At 60.3% G+C, this 19,924-nt stretch carries 17 protein-coding genes and 1 pseudogene; 14 read left to right on the plus strand and 4 right to left on the minus strand.

Annotation, left to right across the window (positions count from 1 at the left end):
* Positions 1–4 precede the first annotated feature (4 nt).
* A complete protein-coding gene (locus ATU_RS20080) occupies positions 5–913 on the minus strand; it encodes a LysR family transcriptional regulator (protein ID WP_010973719.1) in 909 nt (302 codons plus the stop codon).
* 156 nt (positions 914–1,069) lie between these two features.
* Here ATU_RS20080 and ATU_RS20085 point away from each other — a divergent pair, with 156 nt between their 5' ends.
* The 3 genes from ATU_RS20085 to ATU_RS20095 all read left to right on the plus strand — a co-directional run bounded on the left by ATU_RS20085 (position 1,070) and on the right by ATU_RS20095 (position 4,189).
* On the plus strand, positions 1,070–2,251 hold the full coding sequence (locus ATU_RS20085; RefSeq protein ID WP_010973720.1) for an MFS transporter: 1,182 nt from the start codon (positions 1,070–1,072) through the stop codon (positions 2,249–2,251).
* A 64-nt stretch (positions 2,252–2,315) separates the two neighbouring features.
* Entirely contained in the window at positions 2,316–3,341 is a 1,026-nt protein-coding gene (locus tag ATU_RS20090) for an LLM class oxidoreductase (protein ID WP_010973721.1), read from the plus strand.
* A gap of 14 nt (positions 3,342–3,355) precedes the next feature.
* Entirely contained in the window at positions 3,356–4,189 is an 834-nt protein-coding gene (locus ATU_RS20095; RefSeq protein ID WP_010973722.1) for an aldo/keto reductase, read from the plus strand.
* Between the two features lie 107 nt (positions 4,190–4,296).
* Here ATU_RS20095 and aroE read toward each other — a convergent pair whose 3' ends face one another.
* Both aroE and ATU_RS20105 read right to left on the minus strand, forming a co-directional pair.
* A complete protein-coding gene (gene aroE, locus ATU_RS20100) occupies positions 4,297–5,145 on the minus strand; it encodes a shikimate dehydrogenase (RefSeq protein WP_010973723.1) in 849 nt (282 codons plus the stop codon).
* On the minus strand, positions 5,135–6,718 hold the full coding sequence (locus tag ATU_RS20105) for a GMC family oxidoreductase (RefSeq protein WP_010973724.1): 1,584 nt from the start codon (positions 6,716–6,718) through the stop codon (positions 5,135–5,137). The genes aroE and ATU_RS20105 overlap by 11 nt, the downstream gene beginning before the upstream one ends.
* 139 nt (positions 6,719–6,857) lie before the next feature.
* Here ATU_RS20105 and ATU_RS20110 point away from each other — a divergent pair, with 139 nt between their 5' ends.
* Complete coding sequence (locus ATU_RS20110) at positions 6,858–7,751, plus strand: helix-turn-helix domain-containing protein (protein WP_010973725.1); 894 nt, start codon at positions 6,858–6,860, stop codon at positions 7,749–7,751.
* Here ATU_RS20110 and ATU_RS20115 read toward each other — a convergent pair.
* Positions 7,741–9,759, minus strand: a complete 2,019-nt coding sequence (locus ATU_RS20115; protein WP_010973726.1) for a mechanosensitive ion channel family protein — start codon at positions 9,757–9,759, stop codon at positions 7,741–7,743. The genes ATU_RS20110 and ATU_RS20115 overlap by 11 nt on opposite strands.
* 344 nt (positions 9,760–10,103) lie before the next feature.
* On the opposite strand from ATU_RS20115, the gene ATU_RS20120 reads away from it, so the two are divergent.
* The 10 genes and pseudogenes from ATU_RS20120 (at position 10,104) to ATU_RS20160 (ending at position 19,694) form a co-directional block, all read left to right on the plus strand.
* The gene (locus ATU_RS20120; RefSeq protein ID WP_236762340.1) at positions 10,104–10,634 is read left to right on the plus strand and encodes an RrF2 family transcriptional regulator; all 531 of its coding nucleotides are present in this window, start codon (positions 10,104–10,106) and stop codon (positions 10,632–10,634) included.
* 201 nt (positions 10,635–10,835) lie between these two features.
* Positions 10,836–11,471 (plus strand): response regulator transcription factor, encoded by a 636-nt coding sequence (locus ATU_RS20125; protein WP_010973728.1) that lies wholly within the window; start codon positions 10,836–10,838, stop codon positions 11,469–11,471.
* Between the two features lie 311 nt (positions 11,472–11,782).
* Entirely contained in the window at positions 11,783–12,541 is a 759-nt protein-coding gene (locus tag ATU_RS20130; protein WP_010973729.1) for an SDR family oxidoreductase, read from the plus strand.
* Positions 12,542–12,618: 77 nt separating this feature from the next.
* A complete protein-coding gene (locus ATU_RS20135) occupies positions 12,619–13,032 on the plus strand; it encodes a cupin domain-containing protein (protein ID WP_006315949.1) in 414 nt (137 codons plus the stop codon).
* A 136-nt stretch (positions 13,033–13,168) separates the two neighbouring features.
* On the plus strand, positions 13,169–13,600 hold the full coding sequence (locus tag ATU_RS20140) for a CBS domain-containing protein (RefSeq protein WP_010973730.1): 432 nt from the start codon (positions 13,169–13,171) through the stop codon (positions 13,598–13,600).
* Between the two features lie 24 nt (positions 13,601–13,624).
* Positions 13,625–15,115, plus strand: coding sequence for a mechanosensitive ion channel family protein (locus tag ATU_RS20145; protein ID WP_010973731.1), 1,491 nt, complete (start codon positions 13,625–13,627; stop codon positions 15,113–15,115).
* A gap of 269 nt (positions 15,116–15,384) precedes the next feature.
* Positions 15,385–15,771 (plus strand): annotated as a pseudogene (locus tag ATU_RS27030) (PAS domain-containing protein); the annotation flags it as partial.
* 282 nt (positions 15,772–16,053) lie between these two features.
* Positions 16,054–18,000 (plus strand): PAS domain-containing protein, encoded by a 1,947-nt coding sequence (locus ATU_RS20150; protein ID WP_425514147.1) that lies wholly within the window; start codon positions 16,054–16,056, stop codon positions 17,998–18,000.
* A gap of 21 nt (positions 18,001–18,021) precedes the next feature.
* On the plus strand, positions 18,022–18,381 hold the full coding sequence (locus tag ATU_RS20155) for a response regulator (protein ID WP_010973733.1): 360 nt from the start codon (positions 18,022–18,024) through the stop codon (positions 18,379–18,381).
* Positions 18,382–18,725: 344 nt separating this feature from the next.
* Positions 18,726–19,694 carry an MBL fold metallo-hydrolase gene (locus ATU_RS20160; RefSeq protein WP_010973734.1) on the plus strand — a complete coding sequence of 323 codons (969 nt, stop codon included), beginning with the start codon at positions 18,726–18,728 and terminating at the stop codon, positions 19,692–19,694.
* Positions 19,695–19,924 lie beyond the last annotated feature (230 nt).

A 19,924-nucleotide genomic window follows, 5' to 3' on the forward strand; every position in this document is an offset into this window, starting at 1 on the left:
ACTGCTATGCCCGGTCTTTGCCGACGTGTTCTGCCAGGAAGTCTATGAACGCGCGGATGCGGGTCGCAAGGTGCTCATGTCCGGCGAAGACGGCATGGATTTCTTCGATATCGTCGGGATTATAGTCCTCCAGCACGGGCACGAGCGTCCCGGCATCGATATCGGGCTGGACATGGAACTGGCCCACCCGGCCGAGACCACTGCCAGCAAGGCAGAGCCGGCGCATGATCATGCCGCTGTTGACGGAACTGTTGCCGGATACCGGCAGGCGGTAGATTTCCGTCGATCCCGGATCGCGAAACGGCCACTCATTGAGGCTGCGCCGGAAATTGAAACTGAAGCAATTATGGGCGGCGAGATCGGCCGGTGTCTGCGGCATGCCATGCCGTTTTATGTAGGAGGGTGAAGCGATAATGACCCGCCGGCTCTCGAGCAGTTTTCTCGCCTTCAGGGATGAGTCATCCATGGCCCCGGAGCGGATGGCGATATCCGTCCGCTCCTCGATCAGGCCGATGATGCCATCGGTCAGCGAGATATCGAGCTGGACTTCGGGATAGAGTTCGAGAAAGGCCGGTATGAGCGGAAGGAGAAACCTTTCGCCGAAGCCAACGGAAGCATTCACCCGCAACAATCCCCTCGGCACCAGTTTTCCACCCGCCGCCACGATCTGCTCCGTGTCGGCGATATCGGCCAGAATTCGCCGGGCCCGTGCCAGGTAGATTTCCCCCTCCGGCGTCAGCGTCATCATTCGGGTGGAGCGGACAAGCAGGCGGGTGCCGAGGCGGTCCTCGATGCGGGTGACGAGCTTGCTGACGGCCGATGGCGAAAGCTTCAAGCGTCGTCCCGCTGCCGAAAAACTCTGCAATTCCGCAGCGCTTACAAACACTTCCATTTCGCCAGTGCGATTGTCCATGTGTCCGTCCTATGAATTCAATTCAAAGCTATTTATCCAATAGTGTCGATTATCACACAAGCCCTCTTCGACCATATTGCATCACAGCAATTCCAACCCGACAGCAACGCTGTCCCTGCAACCCTCACCCGGGCGGTGAGCGGAGAGGAACCTGTCATGCCCCTAGCCATCTTCGCCTTGACGATCGCGGCCTATGCGATCGGAACAACGGAGTTCGTCATTGTCGGCCTTCTGCCGACGGTGGCGAACGATCTCCACATCACCCTGCCGCTTGCCGGCCTCATCGTCAGTGTTTATGCGCTTGGCGTCACCTTCGGCGCGCCGATTCTGACCGCGCTCACCGGCAGGATTGAAAGAAAGCCGCTTCTGCTTGGCCTGATGGCCCTCTTCATCGTCGGCAACACGGCAGCGGCCCTTTCGCCCAGCTATGAGATGTTACTCGTCGCCCGCGTGATCGCCGCCTTTGCGCATGGTGTCTTCTTCTCTGTCGGCGCGACCATTGCCGCCGATCTCGTGCCGGAAAATCGCCGCGCCTCGGCGATCGCCATGATGTTCATGGGTCTGACCGTTGCCATTGTCACCGGCGTGCCGATCGGCACCTATATCGGTCAGATATTCGGCTGGCGTGCGACATTCTGGGCCGTTGGTGCGCTTGGTATCGTTGCCTTCGTTGCGATTGCGGTCCTGTTGCCGAACACGCTGAAAAAGGCTCCTCCGGCAAGCATTTTCGATCAGGTCCGCGTGCTTGGCTCCGGCCGTCTGCTGATCGTCTTCGCCATGACCGCACTTGGTTACGGCGGCACCTTCGTCGCCTTCACCTTTCTGGCGCCGATCTTGCAGGATGTCACCGGCTTTTCGGAATCCAGTGTCAGCCTGATCCTCGTGCTCTACGGCATCGCCATCGCCGCCGGCAATATCGGCGGCGGCAAGATCGCCAACCACAACCCGGTCAAGGCGTTGATCGGCCTCTTCGCCCTGCAGGCAATCGTTCTGGTGATCTTTTCCTTCACCGCGGTTTCACCGGTCTTGACCCTGATCACGCTTGTGGCCCTCGGCTTCCTGTCGTTCGCCAACGTTCCCGGCCTGCAACTTTATGTCGTGCAGCTTGCCAAGGAGCACCGCCCCGGTGCCGTCGATGTTGCCTCGGCGCTTAACATCGCGGCCTTCAATCTCGGCATCGCACTTGGTGCATGGCTCGGAGGCGTTGTGGTGGAATCGCCGATGGGTCTTGGCGCGACCCCCTGGGTTGGTGCGATCCTGGTCGCCGTCGCCTTGTTGCTGACCATCTGGAGCGGCGCACTCGACCGCCGTGCAGCCCCCGTGCTGAAAGCCGCGTGATGCCTGAAGGCCCGGCACATAGGTGCCGGGCCGCACCCACCCGATTTTATTCCGGAGAATTCTGATGTCCCTTTCAAACACAGGCCATTCTTCCGCGCTTGACCTCATTCGCAAACCCGCTGGCGGCCTGACGCTCGGTATCGAACTGCCGCTCGACAATGACTGGTCGCCGGAACGGGAAGAACAGCGCGTCAGGGAAGGCCGTCCCTTCGGTGTTCCCGATCTCACCCGCTATCCCGATCTCATCCGCCAGGTCGACCGTTCCGGCTTCGCCGCCGTGTGGATGCGCGACGTGCCGGTCTTCGACCCAAACAATTTCGGCGACGCCGGTTCGGTCTATGATCCCTTCGTCAATCTCGGTTACCTCGCTGGACTCACCAAGAATGTCGCGCTCGGCACGGCAGCCATCGTCCTGCCGCTGCGTCACCCGATGATGGTCGCCAAGGCAGCAGCCTCTGTCGACCGGCTGTCCGGCGGACGGCTGATCCTCGGTGTCGCCTCTGGCGACCGGCCGGTGGAATATCCGCTGCTCGGTCTCGATTTCGAGGGCCGCGGCGAAGCGTTTCGTGGTGCCGTTTCCTATCTGCGCGCTGCCGGGAAGGCCGGAGGCTTGCCGCTCGGTGACGGCCGCATCGAAGCGAGCCTCGACCTGCTGCCGAAGCCGCAGCAGCCGCAGATCCCGATGATCATTGCCGGGCAGGGCCAACAGTCGCCGGAATGGATCGCTGCCAATATGGAAGGGCGGTTCGTCTATCCCAACGGGCTGGAGCGGCTCGCCGCCCAGGCGCGCGACTGGACTGCCGCCCGCAAAAGCCTCGGCCTGCCGCGTGGCGCCTTCGTCAGCGCTTTCCATCTCGACCTCGCCGACGATCCGGACGAGCGGCCGGCACCCCGCCGCTTTGGCGCGCGGCTCGGGCGCAATGCCTTCATCGATCATCTCAATGCGCTGGAAGACGCCGGCGTCGATCATCTCGCACTTCTGCTGCGGCCTTCACGGCGGCCGCTGGATGAGGTGATCGACGAATTGTCGCGCGATGTCCTGCCTGTCCTCAACCGCCAATCCTCCCCGGCGAAGACCGCTGCGGAGTAACCAAGGAGAAACCCATGCACAACGTAACCGCCAACGGAGCCACCATTCCGGCCCTCGGCTTCGGCACTTTCCGTATACCCGGTTCCGATGTTCTCAGGATCGTTCCGCATGCGCTGAAGGTTGGCTTCCGCCATGTGGACACCGCGCAGATCTATGGCAATGAAGCGGAAGTCGGTGAAGCCATCGCCAACTCCGGCGTCGCCCGCGGCGATATCTTCCTGACCACCAAGGTCTGGGTCGAGAACTACGGGCATGATGCCTTCATCAAATCCGTCGACGAGAGCCTGAAGAAGCTTAAGACCGATTATGTCGATCTGCTTCTGCTGCATTGGCCGAATGAAGCGGTTTCGCTTGCCGAGCAGATCGGCGCGCTGAACGAGGTGAAGGAAGCCGGCAAGGTTCGCCACATCGGCGTTTCCAACTTCAACACCGAGTTGATGGCTGAATCGGTCAAGCTCTCCAGGGCTCCGATCGTCACCAACCAGATCGAATACCATCCTTATCTCAGTCAGGACGTGGTCATCGCCGCGGCAAGAAAGGCCGGCATGTCGGTCACCGGCTATTTCGGCATGGCCGATGGCAAGGTCTTTAACGACCCGGTCCTTAGGGATATCGGTGCCCGGCATGGCAAGTCGGTCGCGCAGGTGGTGCTGCGCTGGCTCGTTCAGCAGGAAGGCGTCATCGCGCTGTCCAAGACGGTCGGCGAGGCTCGCGTTCTCGAAAACTTCGCGATTTTCGACTTCGCACTCTCGGCCGATGAAATGGCCGCCATCCATGCTCTGGCTGTTCCCGGCGGCCGCATCGTGTCGCCGGATGGTCTTGCGCCGGTCTGGGACAAGGCTGCCTGATATCCGGAGGGGAGGGGCATACTGCTCCTCCCTCATCTGTTCAAATGCCCATCGTAGATGAAACGTCTCTTCGACAGGAGGAGCGGCCGCTTCGTCTATCGATACCCTTAGAGATTGAGATCGACGAGGGCCTGCCGCATTACATAGGCGTCAACATCGACCCCGGTCCAATATTTGATGCCTATGACGCCCTGATTGACCAGCATGCCGAGACCATCGGCCGTCTTGCTGCCCGCGGCCTCTGCGGCACGGATCAGCCGCGTGCGCGGCGGATTATGGATGCCGTCGGCAACGACCATGGAGGGACGCAGCGTCTTCAGATCGATGTCGGGCAAGCCGTCTATATCAGGATAAAGGCCTACCGAGGTGGCGTGAATGACGATATCCGTCTCTTCGGGAATGGCGAAGGCGTCTTCCCATGCGGCGAAGGTGGCGGTGGCCGGCGTCTTTTCGTCAATCAGCCGCGCCACGGTTTCACCACGTTCCCGGTTGCGGTTGACCACGGTGATATGCGCGGCACCGGCGAGTGCCACCTCGACACACACCGCGCGCGCCGCGCCGCCGGCGCCGAACAGCACGACCTTCTTGTCCTTCGGGTCGATGACGTCGCGAAGCGCCTTGACGAAACCCTTGCCATCGGTGTTTTCGCCGATCAGCCTGTCGCCCCGCCGGACGATGGTGTTGACGGCGCCGATGATCTCGGCGGATTCCCCCAGGCCGTCGAGATGCTGGATGACCGCGACCTTGTGGGGAATGGAGCAGTTGAACCCGGCCCAGCCCATCGCACGTGCACCCGCCACGGCATCCTTCAGGTTTTCGGGGCTGACCTCCAGATTGATATAACGCCAGTTCAGGCCGTGATGCTGATAGGCAGCCTCGATCATGGCGACCGTCGGGTTCTCTCCGGCCGGCATGGCGAAGGAGCCGGTTATCTCGGCGAGAAAGTCATGGGGCATGGTTGTTCTCCGAAGATAAAATGTCATGGGCGCGAAGGCTTGAAAACCGGCTTTGACGAATATGATCGCCGACGCGCAGCGCCTGAGCCGCAACGGTAAGGGCGGGATTGAGTGCCGCCGAGGACGGAAAGAACCCGGCGTCGACGACATAGAGATTAGGGTGATCGTAGGTCTGGCACAGGGCGTTTAGCGCCGCCTCTTTCGGGTCGTCACCCATGCGCACGGTGCCACATTGATGCGACGGCGCCTCGATGCCGAAGGAATGGCCGAGAACGACGGGGAAACCATTTTTTCTCAACAATGAACGCATATGCCGCACAAATCGCTGATGGGCTTCCCGGTCGCCGGGACGGTAGATCAACTCCGCCCCATTTTTCCCCCACGGCTTTACCCGGCTGTCATATTTCGGCGTGTCCTCCGACATGACGAGAAAATCGACACTGTGGCGGGCAAGGAGATTGGCAAGAGGTCTTGGCATCCAGGGATAGGCGGCGCGGATCATCGGGCCTTGAATGTTGCCCAGCATCTGGACATTGCCGCGGGCGGCCTCATCGCCCGGCGTGCCGTCAAAAAAGTCGTTGAGCGACATTGTTTTCGGGAAACGGGTGTCGTTGATGGTGAAGGGCAACAAGCCCATCAGCCCGCTCAGATGGTGGTTCATCAGGTAACGGCCGACGACACCGGAGGAATTGGCAAGGCCGTTGGGCTTCTTCTCGTCTGCCGAGCGAAGCAGGATGAGGGCGGAGTTGATGGCACCCGCCGAGAGAACGAAAAGCGGCGCCTCGATTGTCGTGATTTCGCCCGCCCGTTCGATTTCCACCGCCACGATATGTTTGCCATCCCCATCGGCAATCAGCCGACGCACCCGCGCGCCGGTCAGCAGCGAGACATTGGGGTGTCTTAATGCCGGGCGCAGAAGCCGGGTCTCGGCATCGCCCTTGGCATCGAAACGGCACACGAAGGCATCGCAGGTGCCGCAGCGTCGACAGAGGCCGCCAGGGCCATAGTCGATTGCCGAAGGCATGTGGAAGGGGCGCAGGCCGAGCCGCTCGAAGCCCTTCGCCACACGGCCGATGACGGGCTCGTGGGGGATCGGCGCATGCATGTAGGGTGCTGAGCGCGGTGGCTCGGTCGGATCGTCTCCGGCCCGGCCCCTGACGCCGAAAAGCCGTTCGGCCTCGGCGTAGAATGGCTCCAGTTCCGCATAGGAAACAGGCCATGCGGGCGAAACCCCATCCTCATGCTCGACTTCGCGAAAGTCGCGGTCGCGAAAACGGAACATGGCGGTTCCGTAGAACTTGGTATGGCCGCCGACGTAATAATATTGCCCGGGGCGATAGGTACGTCCGGTTTCGTCGCGGTAGAGATCGGTGGTGCGATAACGGTTTTGAACGAAAACGGCTTCCGCGTCGGCATTTTCGGGTTCGTTCGGCAGCTTTTCTCCCCGCTCGATGATCAATATCTTCGCACCCGTCGCGGCAAGCTTCAGCGCGACCGCGCTTCCGCCGACGCCGGAGCCGATGATGACGATATCCGGTTTGCTGCCGGGGTCTCCCTTTGAGCTGAAAGACATGTTTCCTCCTCGTCCTCCTCACGGCCTGCTTTTTAACGGAGGATAATCATCGCGGCTGCATCGACCATTCCCGCTTGCGGCGTTTTCTTGTATGATTGCCGCATCCTGCTGCCGTGATTTGCGAGAAAGGTCGAAAGAGATGGAGCCATGGTTCGAGGCCGTCAGTGTTCCGGCCGACCGTTCGTGGCTGCTGTTCGATCGTCGTCTGCCGGAATTTCCCTTCAACTGGCATTACCATCCCGAATTTGAGCTGACCCTGACACTCAACAGCGCCGGCATGCGCTTTGTCGGGGATTCGGTGGAAAACTATGGCGATGGCGATCTTGTTCTTCTCGGCCCGAACCTGCCGCATGCCTGGCAGTCGCATGGCTTGATAAACGCGCCGGGTGTTCATCGCGCGGTGGTCTGCTGGTTTACCCGTGACTGGATCGAGGGCTTGATCGCGCTGACGCCGGAACTGAGCGCCATCACGCCGCTGCTCGTTGAAAGCGGCCACGGCATCTGTTTCGGCGAGGACGCGCTGGCGAAAGTGGGTGAGCGTCTGGCGACATTGCATAAAATCGCGCCGGAACAGCAGATATTGACGCTGCTTGGCGTTCTCGTCGATCTCGCGCGCGTATCTGACCGCAGGCCGCTTTCGGCCGGAGAGGTGACCGCCAGCACCGCGCCGCGGGATCGGGCGCGCATGCAGCGGGTTCTCAATCATATTCACGCCCATTATATCGGGACCATCAGCATCAAGCCCCTGAGCGAGATAGCGCATCTCAGCGACAGCCAGTTGCAGCGGCTTTTCAAGCGCTCGACCCGCATGACGATCAGTCAGTATATCGGCCAGTTACGTGTTGGTGGTGCATGCCGTCTGCTCGCGCAGACGGATCTGTCTCTCGCCCGGATAGCCGAGGAGACCGGCTTTTCCGATGCCGCGCATTTTTCGCGCCAGTTCCGCGCGGCCAGAGGCATGACGCCGGGTGATTACCGGCGGCAGTTCGACCAGACCCAGCGCTGGCAATCGCCAGCCTGCACTAAAGACTAGTGCTGTCTTCCTGCTCGCCTGCCCTGGCGAGAAGCTGCGACTGATAGGCTGCAGCTGTCGCCTCCGGCGTCTTGCCGCCGCCGACCCGAATGCTCGGCTGAGCGAAGGCGATGCCATTTTTCTGGAAGGCCTCGCGCAGCATCGCGTAGGCGGAGCGTCGGATGAAACTTTGCTGGCTGGTCGGCACGGTGACCATGGCGAAGCTGATGGCGATCCCGTATTCGCCAAATTCCTCGACACCCTTCATTTTCAGGGGCTGGATGAAGAGGCGCCCGAGTTCCGGATCGCCCAGCAGCTCTTGGCCGATCGCCTTGCCGATCTTGCGGGCCTTCTCGATGTCAGTGTCATAGGGCACGGTGACGGAAAACTTTATCTTGGACCAGTCCCGGCTCATATTCTCGACCGCGCCGAGTTCGCCGAAGGGAACGGTGAAGAGCGGCCCACGATGATGTCGCAGCTTGACCGAACGAAGGCTAAAACCTTCCACGGTTCCCTTGTAGTTCTTTGCCTGAATATATTCGCCGACCCGGAAGGCATCGTCAAAAAGGTAGAAGATGCCGCTGATGACATCGCGCACCAGCGCCTGAGAGCCGAAACCGATCGCCACGCCGAAAATGCCTGCGCCGGCTATCAGCGGACCGATATCGACACCGAGCTGGCCGAGGATGACGAGACCTGCGACGATGAAAAGCGAAACCGCCAGCACGTTGCGCAGAATCGGAAGCAGCGTGTGAAGGCGGGTGGCGTGGGTTTCCTCCGTGGGATTTTCGGCCTCCGAACCGGCCGGGGCCGTCATGATGTTGCGATCGATGGCGGCCTTGGTGAGATGCCACACCAGATCGGCAAGCAGCAATATGACGATGCTTTTCAGAAATCCGTAGAACAGGGTCGCTGTCTGCGGGTCGCCATGGCCGATCATGTGGCCGTCCATGTCCCAGACGGTGGCTATCCAGGCAATGGCAAGCCCGGTGATCGCCGCTCTGGCGCCGCGAACAAGAAGGACGCTCCGGCTGTCCGACGCCGGCATCACGAAATGAACCGCAACATAGTCGCGTATGGCGTGGCCGATGGCGCGCATCATGGGTGGAAGCAGGAGAATATAGAGGCCGATCCAGAAGGCTGTTCTGAGATCAAGGCGCCAGAGCAGCCAGACAGCAGCAAGATGAAGGCAAAGCAGGCTCCTTGTCGCGACACTCCGGTTGACACTGTGCCAGACGAGTTCGACTGAAAGCCCCAACATGATGCAGGATATGAGAAAGGCAGCCGCTTGAAGAGCGTTGGCATCAACGTCGAGAATCGTACCTGTCGCCGTCGAGACCGTCATGGCGAGCCCGAGGCCGACGATTATCTTTAACCGCCCATGAACTTCCGGATGCGCGGCATGCCCGATGGCCGTCGCCACAAGGCGATAGGCAACGAAGGCCAGAAGACAAAAGGTGGCCACAAGCCGAACGAGGGGCGGCGATTGGATTGCAAATAATGAGGCCGCCATGAAAGCCGCAAAAACAACGGTTGGCAGGTAATGTTCGATCCCCTTGCCGTGCTGTTGCCACCTCCGGCGAAAAAACCATTCCGCCATTATTCCCAGCGCGACGAGCAGAGAGAGAAAGATGGAGGCCGTGGTGTGGCCGTTGCCCGTTGCATCCGCCCGCAGGCGAAGGAAAACCCGCTCGATTTCGCTGGAAATATCCGGCACTGCCGAGATCACCGTTTGGAAACGATCGCGCGCGTGTCCCTCCCACGTCGCCATTTCCCTGATCACATCACCCATCGAGGTTGTTTCAGGAGAGCTGGTTTCGGCGGATGCGACAGTGCCGGTCTTCTGCCCGGCCTGGACCTCTATCCAGCGGCGGATTTCGGGATCTTTGAACAGTCGCATCAGGTCGTCGATCTTCTGCGAGGCCGATGTCTCGGGCGAGCTGTCTTGCTGCGCGACATCCGGGAGCGGAACCTGCGCCAGGGTAGGAGTCGTGCCGAGAAACACAAATAATGCCGCGAGCCATTTCATGAGTGCTTTCGCTATCTTTGCTGCAATACGCCTTGCGGTTCATGAGGCTTTTGCCCCTCGCACCGCCTCCCGTTCTCACAATCCATCTCAGGCGCCGGTCCTTGATGGACGAAACGATGCCATGCGGGCAGCGTCTCCGCCCAGCCATACGAAGGGGTCGCTCCTGCTGACAACTCGGCGCGTCCAGCTAACCTTTCGGCTTGTTCGTATAATTGATCGGGTTAGGCCGCTGGCCTTGCGCGGCGGCGCTGTTTGCATGGGATAACAGCAGCGCTCCAGCAGGCGGTTCAAATTGACGCTTGCCAGCCATAACTCGGACAATTATAGTCCGTGTTATGGCTCAGATGACGGTAGGTGTGGAATACGGGTTGCATTGTCTCCTGTGGTTGGCGAGTTCTCCTGGCGCTCCGCTCAGCAGTCGCGATCTGGCTGAACTGCAGGGAATTTCTCCGAGCTTTCTGGCGAAGATATTTCCGAAGCTGGAGAAGGCAGGGATCGTGTCCGCATCCGAGGGGATCAAAGGCGGATATCTGCTGGCAAGGCCGCCTGGAGATATCACCGTCCTTGAAGTCGTCGACACCATCGAAGGCAGGAAGCCGCTGTTTGACTGTCAGGAAATTCGAGGTCGCTGTGCCGTTTTTCGGCAGCGTCCGCCCTCATGGGCGACCAAAGGTGTCTGCGCGATCCATGCGGTGATGTTGCGCGCGGAAAAAGCGATGCGGGATTCGCTTGCAAGCCAGACGCTGGCCGATATAGCCGGCGATTTCGGGCGCAAGGCCCCGCCGGAATTCTCCGAGGACGTCCGCCAATGGCTTGATCTCAAGGTGAAGAGACGGACCCGCCGGACAGTCACGGAAGATGGGTCGTTGCCTTGACCTGAGAATTGAACAGGAGACCAGATTGCCGGTCGACGCGGTTGCTGAGGCAGATGAGGATAGGGTGAAGCGATGAAGGATACAGTCATTTTGGCCGATAACGCCGTTTTTCACCCGGTGATGCGCAATCGACCGCGGTGCGATGAGGCTGGTGAGCCGTGCATCGTTACCCCCGCAACCCGCCGTTTCGGGAGATGATGAATGGCCGCCGCCACTGTCGCTGCGGATGATCCGCTGGTTCTCGTCGTCGATGATGACGAAGACGTTCGCCACTCCCTTCAGGAGCTCATGGAATCGGTAGGCCTCGCCGTCGCCTGTTTTTCTTCGTCCCGGGAACTTTTGAACGTCGGCCTTCCCGACCGGCCTGGCTGCCTGGTGCTGGATGTTCGCATGCCGGGCGCAAGCGGCCTTGACCTGCAACAGCAGCTCTCGACGCGTGGCGTCACGAAACCCATCGTCTTTCTCACGGGATATGGCGATATTCCGATGACCGTGCAGGCCATGAAGGCAGGTGCCGTCGATTTCCTGACAAAACCGGTGCGGGACCAGACATTGCTGGACGCCGTGATTGCCGGAATTCAACGAGACGTGGAACAGCGGGCCCAGGCGGAAAATATCCACCAGCACGTCACCCGGTTTGACACCCTCACACCCCGTGAACGCCAGGTCCTTGGCGAAGTGGTGCGCGGCCGCCTCAACAAGCAGATCGCTTTCGAACTCGGAATAAGCGAGATCACGGTGAAGCTCCACCGCAGCAATGTGATGCGCAAGATGCGCACCACGTCCGTCGGCGAATTGATCCGCGCCTGGGATTCACTGCCCTCCAGCCTGCGTTAAAAGCCGCAAGCCTGAGCCTGAACGCCGTTACCTTATTTTCAGTCGCTATGCCATGACCCTCAATGAGGCGCGAGGCCGCCTCTCGTCGCGGGCCGTCGTCGCATCGGGGTCGATCGGCGCATCTAATCACCCGATCTATCCTACCTGTACTCCGGGACTAGATGGTCGATGCCTCCGTTCGATAGGCGAACGACCCGCCGTGACGCATTGTCCCCGAAGGAAACAGCGTCGCTAATCGAGGAAGCGGTCTCGGCAAAGGCACGCAGGCAGTTCCGGAAATTCAAATCAAACTTGAAACCAGGAGATTGGACATGAAAATCGTTGTTATCGGAGGGACCGGCCTCATTGGTTCGAAGACCGTCGAACGGCTTCGCAAGAAGGGGCACGAGGTGCTCGCCGCTTCTCCGAATTCGGGTGTGAACACGGTGACGGGAGAAGGCCTCGCCGGAGCGTTGGTGGGTGCGGAGGTTGTGATCGATCTGGCGAATTCGCCTTCCTTCGAAGAAAAGGCCGCCATGGATTTCTTTGAAGCGGCCGGTCGCAATCTTTTTGCGGCGGAAAAGACCGCGGGGGTTCGCCACCACGTCGCTTTGTCGGTTGTCGGTACTGACCGTATGCAAGAAATGGGATATTTTCGCGCCAAGCTGCGCCAGGAAGAGCATATCCGCAAGTCGGGTGTTCCCTACACTATACTGCATGCGACCCAGTTCTTCGAGTTCGTCGGCGCCATCGCCCAATCCGCAACCGAAGGCACGACTGTTCGCGTGCCGACCGGTGCATTCCAGCCGATTGCGGCAGACAATGTCGCCGATGCCATGGCTGATGCCGCTCTTGCCGCGCCGGTGAACGGTGTGATCGAGATCGCCGGCCCGGAGCGTGCCCCGATGAACGAATTCATCGCGCGTTACCTCAAAGCCACCAACGATCCGCGCAGCATCGTCGCCGACCCACGTGCCCGTTATTTCGAGGTCTCCGTCGACGACCGGACGCTGGTTCCGGATGACGGCGCCCGCCTTGGAGCTATCCGCTTCGAAGACTGGCTGGCGCTCTCCGCCGCCCAGAAAAAATAAGCGGTTTGCGCTCACGAAACCCTATCGGCCTCGCCGGTCTTTCGGGACCGCGGGTCTCCAATTTCAGGAGTTGAAAAATGATCAGAACACTTCTCTGCGCAACGGCTCTCGTCCTTGCCTCCGTGGCTGCGGCGACGGCGCATGACACCAATAGCGGTGAAAACGTAAAGGTCGTTTACGACCAGCCACTGCCGAATGTGCCGGGCAAAAGCTTGAAGGGCGTGCTCGTCGAATATGCCCCAGGCGGCACGTCGCCGGCTCATACGCATCCCAATTCCGCATTCATCTACGCGACTGTTCTTGAGGGTGCGATCACCAGCCAGGTCAATAATGGGCCGGTGACCGTCTATCACGCCGGCGAGAATTTCTCCGAGTATCCGGGGGACCATCATGCCGTCAGCGAAAATGCAAGCAAGACGGAACGCGCGCGCTTGCTTGCCGTGTTCGTGGTCGATACCAACGAAACCAATCTGACGGTCTACGAAAAATAAGCTGACTGCGAAAAGTGCGATCCTCGCCGCACTTTCACAGTGGGGTGGCGCCGTTAAGCAGCGCCACCCTACGCTCCTGCCATAGTCAAATTGATGGTCCCGGCTGCGCCAATGCGCGCCGTCAGGAGGAATTTTCATGCGTATCGAAAAACTCTATCCCATGACGTCGGCGCGCCTGATGATGATCGATGTCGCCGCTACACTCCAGGTGGCGGCCCTGACGCTTTCCAATCCAGGGATTGGGCTTGCCGTCGTTCGCGGACAAGGCGGCAAGGCTGCGGGCGTGCTCAGCAAGTCCGACCTCATCCGGCATATGACGGATGGCGAGCAGGAGGCGAGCGTTGAATCTCTGATGAGCCGAAACATTGTTTCCTGCAGCCCGGCAGACGAATTGCAGACGGCATGGCAGGTGATGGTGGACAATCGCGTCCAGAACATGCCGGTGCTCGACGCGGATGCAAGGCCCCTCGGCGTCCTCGATATCCGCGATGCGCTGAAAGTGCTCTTCGAACAGGAGCAGCTGCAGGAACACATGCTGGCGAACTACATCGCCGGCATCGGTTATTGACCACCGGAGATCGCGAGGATCACGATGCTGCAGGCATATATGGGTGAAATCGCCGCTGCGCCGCTGGCATGGCTGATCATTCTCGGTCTTGCCGGAATGGCGGTGTGGAAGCGCATCGGTTCGCAGCGCTCCAATCTTCGTCTTGTGGTGCAGATCGCCTTTTTCGGGGCGATGACCTCTGTTCTCGTTCTCGGAAAAATTCCGCTCGGCCCACCGAAAGATTTGTGGACCGGCGATGAGCATGCCGTTTTTATTGTCTTCGCCCAATTGTTGTGGTGGCTTCATCTTTCCTGGGCGGTTATCGGTTTCGTGCGAATCTATCTGGTGCTGGAGGGTAGGCCGCGCGAGGCTCGTCTGTTGCAGGATATCGTCGTTGGCGTCGTTTATGTGTGCGTCACGCTGTCGGCCCTTGCTTTCGTGTTCGGTGTTCCGGTCGGAACGCTGGTTGCAACATCAGGCGTTATCGCCATTGCCCTCGGCCTTGCCCTGCAGAACACGCTGGGTGATGTCTTTTCCGGCGTTGCTCTCAACCTTGGCCACACCTATGCGCTGGGTGACTGGATTCTTCTTGAGGATGGTACGGAAGGCCGGGTGATTGCGAGCACATGGCGTTCGACGCAGATCCTGACGGGTGCGAATAATATCGTCGTTCTGCCCAATAGTGTTCTTGCCAAGCTGAAGCTGACCAATGTCAGCCGGCCCGATGAAACGCATCTTCTCAAGATGACGGTCCGGCTGGTGCCGACACACGCTCCATCCATGATCGAGGAGGCCATGACGACGGTTCTGGCCGGTTGCAACTCGATCATGAGGGAACCTCCGCCGTTGGTTTCGATGAGCGGTCTGGATGCCACAGCGCTGGAAATCCATTTGTTTTTCCGGGTGAGCAATCCGATGCTGCGGATAAAGGCCCAGAATGAGGTGATCGACCGGTTCTATCGCCACTGCCGGTCGATTGGATTGCAGCTCGCGATGCCTCCTTCAGCGATCGCCATCATGAACGGTGTTGCGTCTACGGAGATTTCCCGGCGGGCTGAAGCCACCTTGCAGGAAGTCATCGACGAAAATCCGATCCTCTCCAGATTGACTAGGGCTGAAAGAGAAAAACTGGCGCAGTCGGGCAGCGAACGTGAGTACCGTCAAGGTGAGGTCATCGTCGTCGAAGGACAGGCTTTGCCTTCGATGATGATCATCCGCACCGGCGTCGTCTCGATGCAGCACGGCGAACAGGAAAAAAGACGCCTTTCTCCTGGAGATTTTTTTGGCGAAACAGGGCTCCTTGCGGGCATGGGCGAAGCCTATACCCTGCTGGCGCTGACGCGGGTCACCGCTTATGAAATCGACCAGAAAAGTTTCGCGCGGCTGATCGCCGACCGCCCGGCGATAGCCGAGGAGGTTACGACGATGCTGTTGGCAAGTTCCGGTAACGTCAGCCAGCTGCCACTCACGCAGGCAAAACATGAACGCAATGCCTCCGCTTTCCTGAAGTCGATCCGGACGATCTTCAGTACCTGAATAGCAGGATAGTGCTGTCGGGAATGCTCCGGGAACAAGCGCCTGCGCGCAGGTCCTGCCCGTACCGACCACGGGCCGCAGGGTTGGTGCGCGGTGATGACCCTCTAAATCCTCGCCCTATCCTTCGGAACAGGTGTCCTTGTCGCAAGCTCCGGTATACCGTTCTCGCCAGATGGCTGTGCTGCGGTTTCGGTTCAACGTGCATCACGGCGATCTCAAACATGATGGGATCGGGTTGAGGCATGTCGAGGTCCGCGGAAACGTCAGGGATGGATGGAGCGGGATCGGCAAGGCCACCCGATATAGATGCCGTTGAGGCAGCGAAGGTCGTCGAGCGCATTATCGGCAATGCCTGGGCGGCCGATGCCAACGGCAATTTCATTTATGTGACGCCGGCCGCACTCGCCTTTTTCGGCATAAGCCTTGAAAGTCTCAATTCCCAATCGGGCGAAAGCGCGTTCGGCTGGAAGCGGGTCATTCACCCGGAAGACTACGAGTCTGCCGCCGCTGCCTGGCGCCGGTGCCTACGGACAGGCGAGCACTACAATGTCGAGCACCGCATGTTGCGGGCGACGGGTGTTTATGGCTGGGCGCGCAGCACCGGTCAGCCTATACGCGACGGAAATGGCGTGATCCTGGGGTGGTACGGTACGGTGATCGACATCGCTCTGGCGTCGCGGGAGGACAATCGCGACGATCCCTCCGCCGGTCGAACTCCACAGGATATTCTCCGGTCGATGGACACCGTCCATCCGCACGACCGCGCGGCGATCGAGCAGGCGGCGGCACGAGCCTTCTTTCATGGCATCCCGCAGATCACCCGCTACCGCGAGCTTCAGGCGGATGGCAGCTATCGGCAGGTCGAACTCCGGCTCGAGCCGGAAAATGGCGTCAGTGCGGAGGTCGATCCGGCAATGACGCGGCAGGACGAGCCATGGATGAGGGCCAGTTCTTTCGGTGAGACGCGCAATGCGGTCCAGGCCGCTCTTGCCATCGAAAAACTTTATGGCGACGCTTGGGCGATCGATGCGATCGGGCAGTTTACCTATGCAACGCCAGCCTCGCAGAATTCGGTCGCGAGGGCGCTCGATGATCTCAACGCTCTGCTGGACGACAAGCCGTTTCTCGGTGGCGGCAGGCAGGGCTGGCAGCGTGGCATCCACCCCGACGACAGCGACAGGGCAGCGGAAACACTGCGCCGCTGCCTCAGAACGGGAGAACACTGGAATTGCGAATACAGGGCCGCGCGCGCCGATGGCAGCTATGTCTGGCATCGGGCTGCGGCGCGCCCGACGCGTGACGAGCAGGGCCGCATCACGGGATGGTATGGAACCGCGCTGGACATCGACGTGTATAAGAGGACGGAAGCCGCCCTTCGCGAACGCGAACGGCAGCTGCAGCAGCTTATCGACACCGTACCGGCGCTGATCTGGAGCACGATGGCGGACGGAGCGCCGGCCTATGTCAACAGGCAGTTCACGGAAGTGACTGGCGCCACGCTTGAAGATATGACGGCGCCCAATGGGTCACCGTCGCTTGGTGTCGTTCATCCGGAGGACAGGGCTGCGGCACGCGAGGCGTTTCTGCGTTCTGTCGAGGCTGGCATTCCCTATCTTCAGCGATACCGCCAGCTCCGGGCCGGCGGCAGCTATCGCTGGACCGAAACGCGCGCGGAACCGTTGCGCGATGACACTGGCACGATCATTTACTGGTACGGCGTCAGTTCCGACATTCATGATCTCATAACCACGCAGGAAGCTTTGCGCGAAAGCGAACGGCACCTTCAGCAGCTCGTCGAAACGCTGCCTGCGTTAATTTATTGCGCCCTGCCGGATGGGAAACCCATCTATCGCAGCCAGCGGCTGCGCCAGTATCTCGGCTTCAATCTTGAAGACACGGACGGTTTCGGAAAATCCCGGCTGGATGGTACGCTGGATGCGGTCATCCATCCCGATGATCTCGCGGTGGTCAAGGAACATTATGCCCATTCGCTGGCGACCGGCGAGCCCTATTTGCAGCGACATCGGCTGCGTCGCTTCGATGGCGTGTATCGCTGGGTGGAGACCCGAGCCTCGGCCATGCGCAATGGCGACGGTGAGATCGCGCAGTGGAACGGTATCTGCCTCGATATCGAGGATCAGGTGCAGGCGCAGGAGGAGCTGAGCCGCGCTCACGAAAACCTCGCGCGCTCCAGCCAGGCGGCCAGCCTTGCGGAATTGTCGGCCTCCATCGCGCATGAGGTGAACCAGCCGCTTTCGGCGGTGATGAATTATTCCAGCGCCTGCCAGCGCTGGCTCACCGCCGAACCGCCAAATATCGAACGCGCACAGAAAACGCTCGAACGCATTGTCCAGAGCGCCAATTCCGCAGCCGATGTGGTGAGCCGTATTCGAGCCCTCTTCCGGCAATCGACGGATAAGCGGGATAGTACCGAGCTTGGCGCCGTTGTCCGGCAGGCCCGCGACCTGCTTGCGGAGGAGGCGGGCCGGCGGCGCATCAGGATGACTGTCGAAGGGGAAAGCGGTCTCCTGCTCGTGCCGTTCGACAGGGTTCAGATCCAGCAGGTATTGGTCAATCTCCTGCGCAATGGCATGGATGCCATGGCTTCCGTTGCGAACGAGCGTGTCCTTCAGGTCCGTGCTTTCCGGGCGGGCGACATGGTGCGGATAGAAGTCGCGGACCGGGGGAGGGGTGTCCAGTTTCCCGACAGGATTTTCGAGCCCTTTTTCACCACCAAGGATCAGGGAATGGGCATGGGCCTTGCGATCTGCCGTTCGATCATCGAGGCACATGAGGGGCAATTATGGGCGGAAAAGAACGAACCGATCGGCTCGAAATTCGTTTTTACCCTGCCGCTCGACATAGCAAAGATCCATGATCGGTAGCCGCTCCGGAGGAAAGACGATATGAACAGGCCTGTGGTGGCGATCGTTGACGACGACCCGAGGGTGCTTGCTTCATTGGTGGAACTGCTCGAATCGGCGGGATACGGAACTCAGAGCTTTCCATCGGGGGAGGCATTGCTGGCCTTCGGGCTTCAGGGTGTGGATGTGCTGATCACCGATATTGGCATGCCCGGTGCCGACGGGTTCGAGCTTCGCGATATTGTCCGGCAGGCGAGCCCGGAACTACCAGTCTTCCTGATGAGCGGACGGCACGAAATCGCCGACCAAGACCGGGGCATTGGCGGCTTCCTTCGCAAACCGTTCGACGGACACGCCCTGCTTGCTGCCGTTCGCGACGTCCTGGATATCGGGCAGGACTGAGCCCAACCCGATATTTGCCGCAGCTTCGTCTTGCACCAACATCATGGTTGTTGCCGCCGGCGCAGTTGATGGGAGAGCTGGCCGCTTGACCTTGAAGACAATCGCGCCGAACGAGGCCTCTGCCTTGGTGACAGATGACCTCGACGTGTCTCAAGGCCATTTTCGAAACGCCAGGGCGTCCATGGCTCAACGCTCGGTCTCGTAAACGAACGGAACAGTCAACCCTGTGCCTGGGGGTAGTCCTCCCCCTTCCTCAGCTCAATCGACCGTCAAAACGCATCTCCATACACTTCGCCGCATGGTTCGTGTCCCACGTTCCAACCCGCGCAGAACAGGAGCGCATCATGACGCAGACAGAAGCAAATTCCCGCAGGGCGGGTCAGCAGGAGACAGATATGAGCTTGGACAACACCCCACATACCGGCAGGCCGGCACCCGAGGAACTGGTTCCATCGCGCTATGCGGTCAAGATCGGCGAGATCGAAGTGCTTGTCATCAGCGACGGCGTGCTGCCGCTTCCGACCAAGATGCTGGGACACAATGTCGATGCCGCAGAGCGCGCCGTCTGGCTGGACAACATGTTCCTGCCGCAGGAAGCTTTCGACTGGGCGCTGAACGCGGTGGTGGTGCGCAGCGGCGCACAGGTCATCCTCATCGATGCCGGTCTCGGATTGGATCCGGAATTGAACCTGCCTCGGGCCGGGCAACTGGTCAAGCGACTGGAGAGCGCCGGCATCGATCTCGGGTCGGTGACCGACGTCGTGCTGACCCACATGCACATGGACCACGTTGGCGGACTGCTGGTTGACGGCGTGAAGGAACGGCTGCGACCGGATCTTCGCATCCACGTCGCCGCCGCGGAAGTCAAATTCTGGGAAGCGCCTGATTTCACGCATGTGAACATGCCGGCAGGCTTCCCGGATGCACTTCGCGCAACTGCCAAACGTTTCGCCAAGGAATATCAGGACCAGCTCCGGCTGTTCGATGACGAATACCAGGTGGCACCGGGTGTCGTCGTCTCGCGCACGGGCGGCCATACGCCCGGGCATAGCGTGGTCCGCGTTGCCTCCGGCAAGGACCGTCTGATGTTTGCGGGCGATGCCGTGTTCGCGGTCGGTTTCGAACATCCCGACTGGTTCAATGGCTTTGAGCACGACCCGGAAGAGGCCGCCCGCGTCCGCGTCCGGCTCTTGCGGGAGCTGGCGGCGACAGGGGAGCTGCTGGTCGCCACCCATATGCCGTTCCCTTCGGTCGGCCATGTCGCTGTTGACGGCGATGCCTTCCGCTGGGTGCCGGTTTTCTGGGACTACTGACGGCCTGTTGATCTACAGGTCTACCAAGTGACCACATGCGATCGGGCAGCCAGCAGATCGCATGCGGTTTTTCGGGTCGCCGGTGCTTTGGCCCTATGCGCGGAGCCGGCAGGATCCTGTCGCCTGTGCCCGCGCAGGCCACTGTTTTCTGCAACTTGAACAATAGGCGACAAAGGCGGCAGAATTTGATAAAATGCAAGTCAGCCGGTTGCGGTTTGACGCACGGATAA

Origin of the sequence: Agrobacterium fabrum str. C58, from assembly GCF_000092025.1 — a bacterium.
GTDB classification, from domain to species: Bacteria; Pseudomonadota; Alphaproteobacteria; order Rhizobiales; family Rhizobiaceae; genus Agrobacterium; species Agrobacterium fabrum.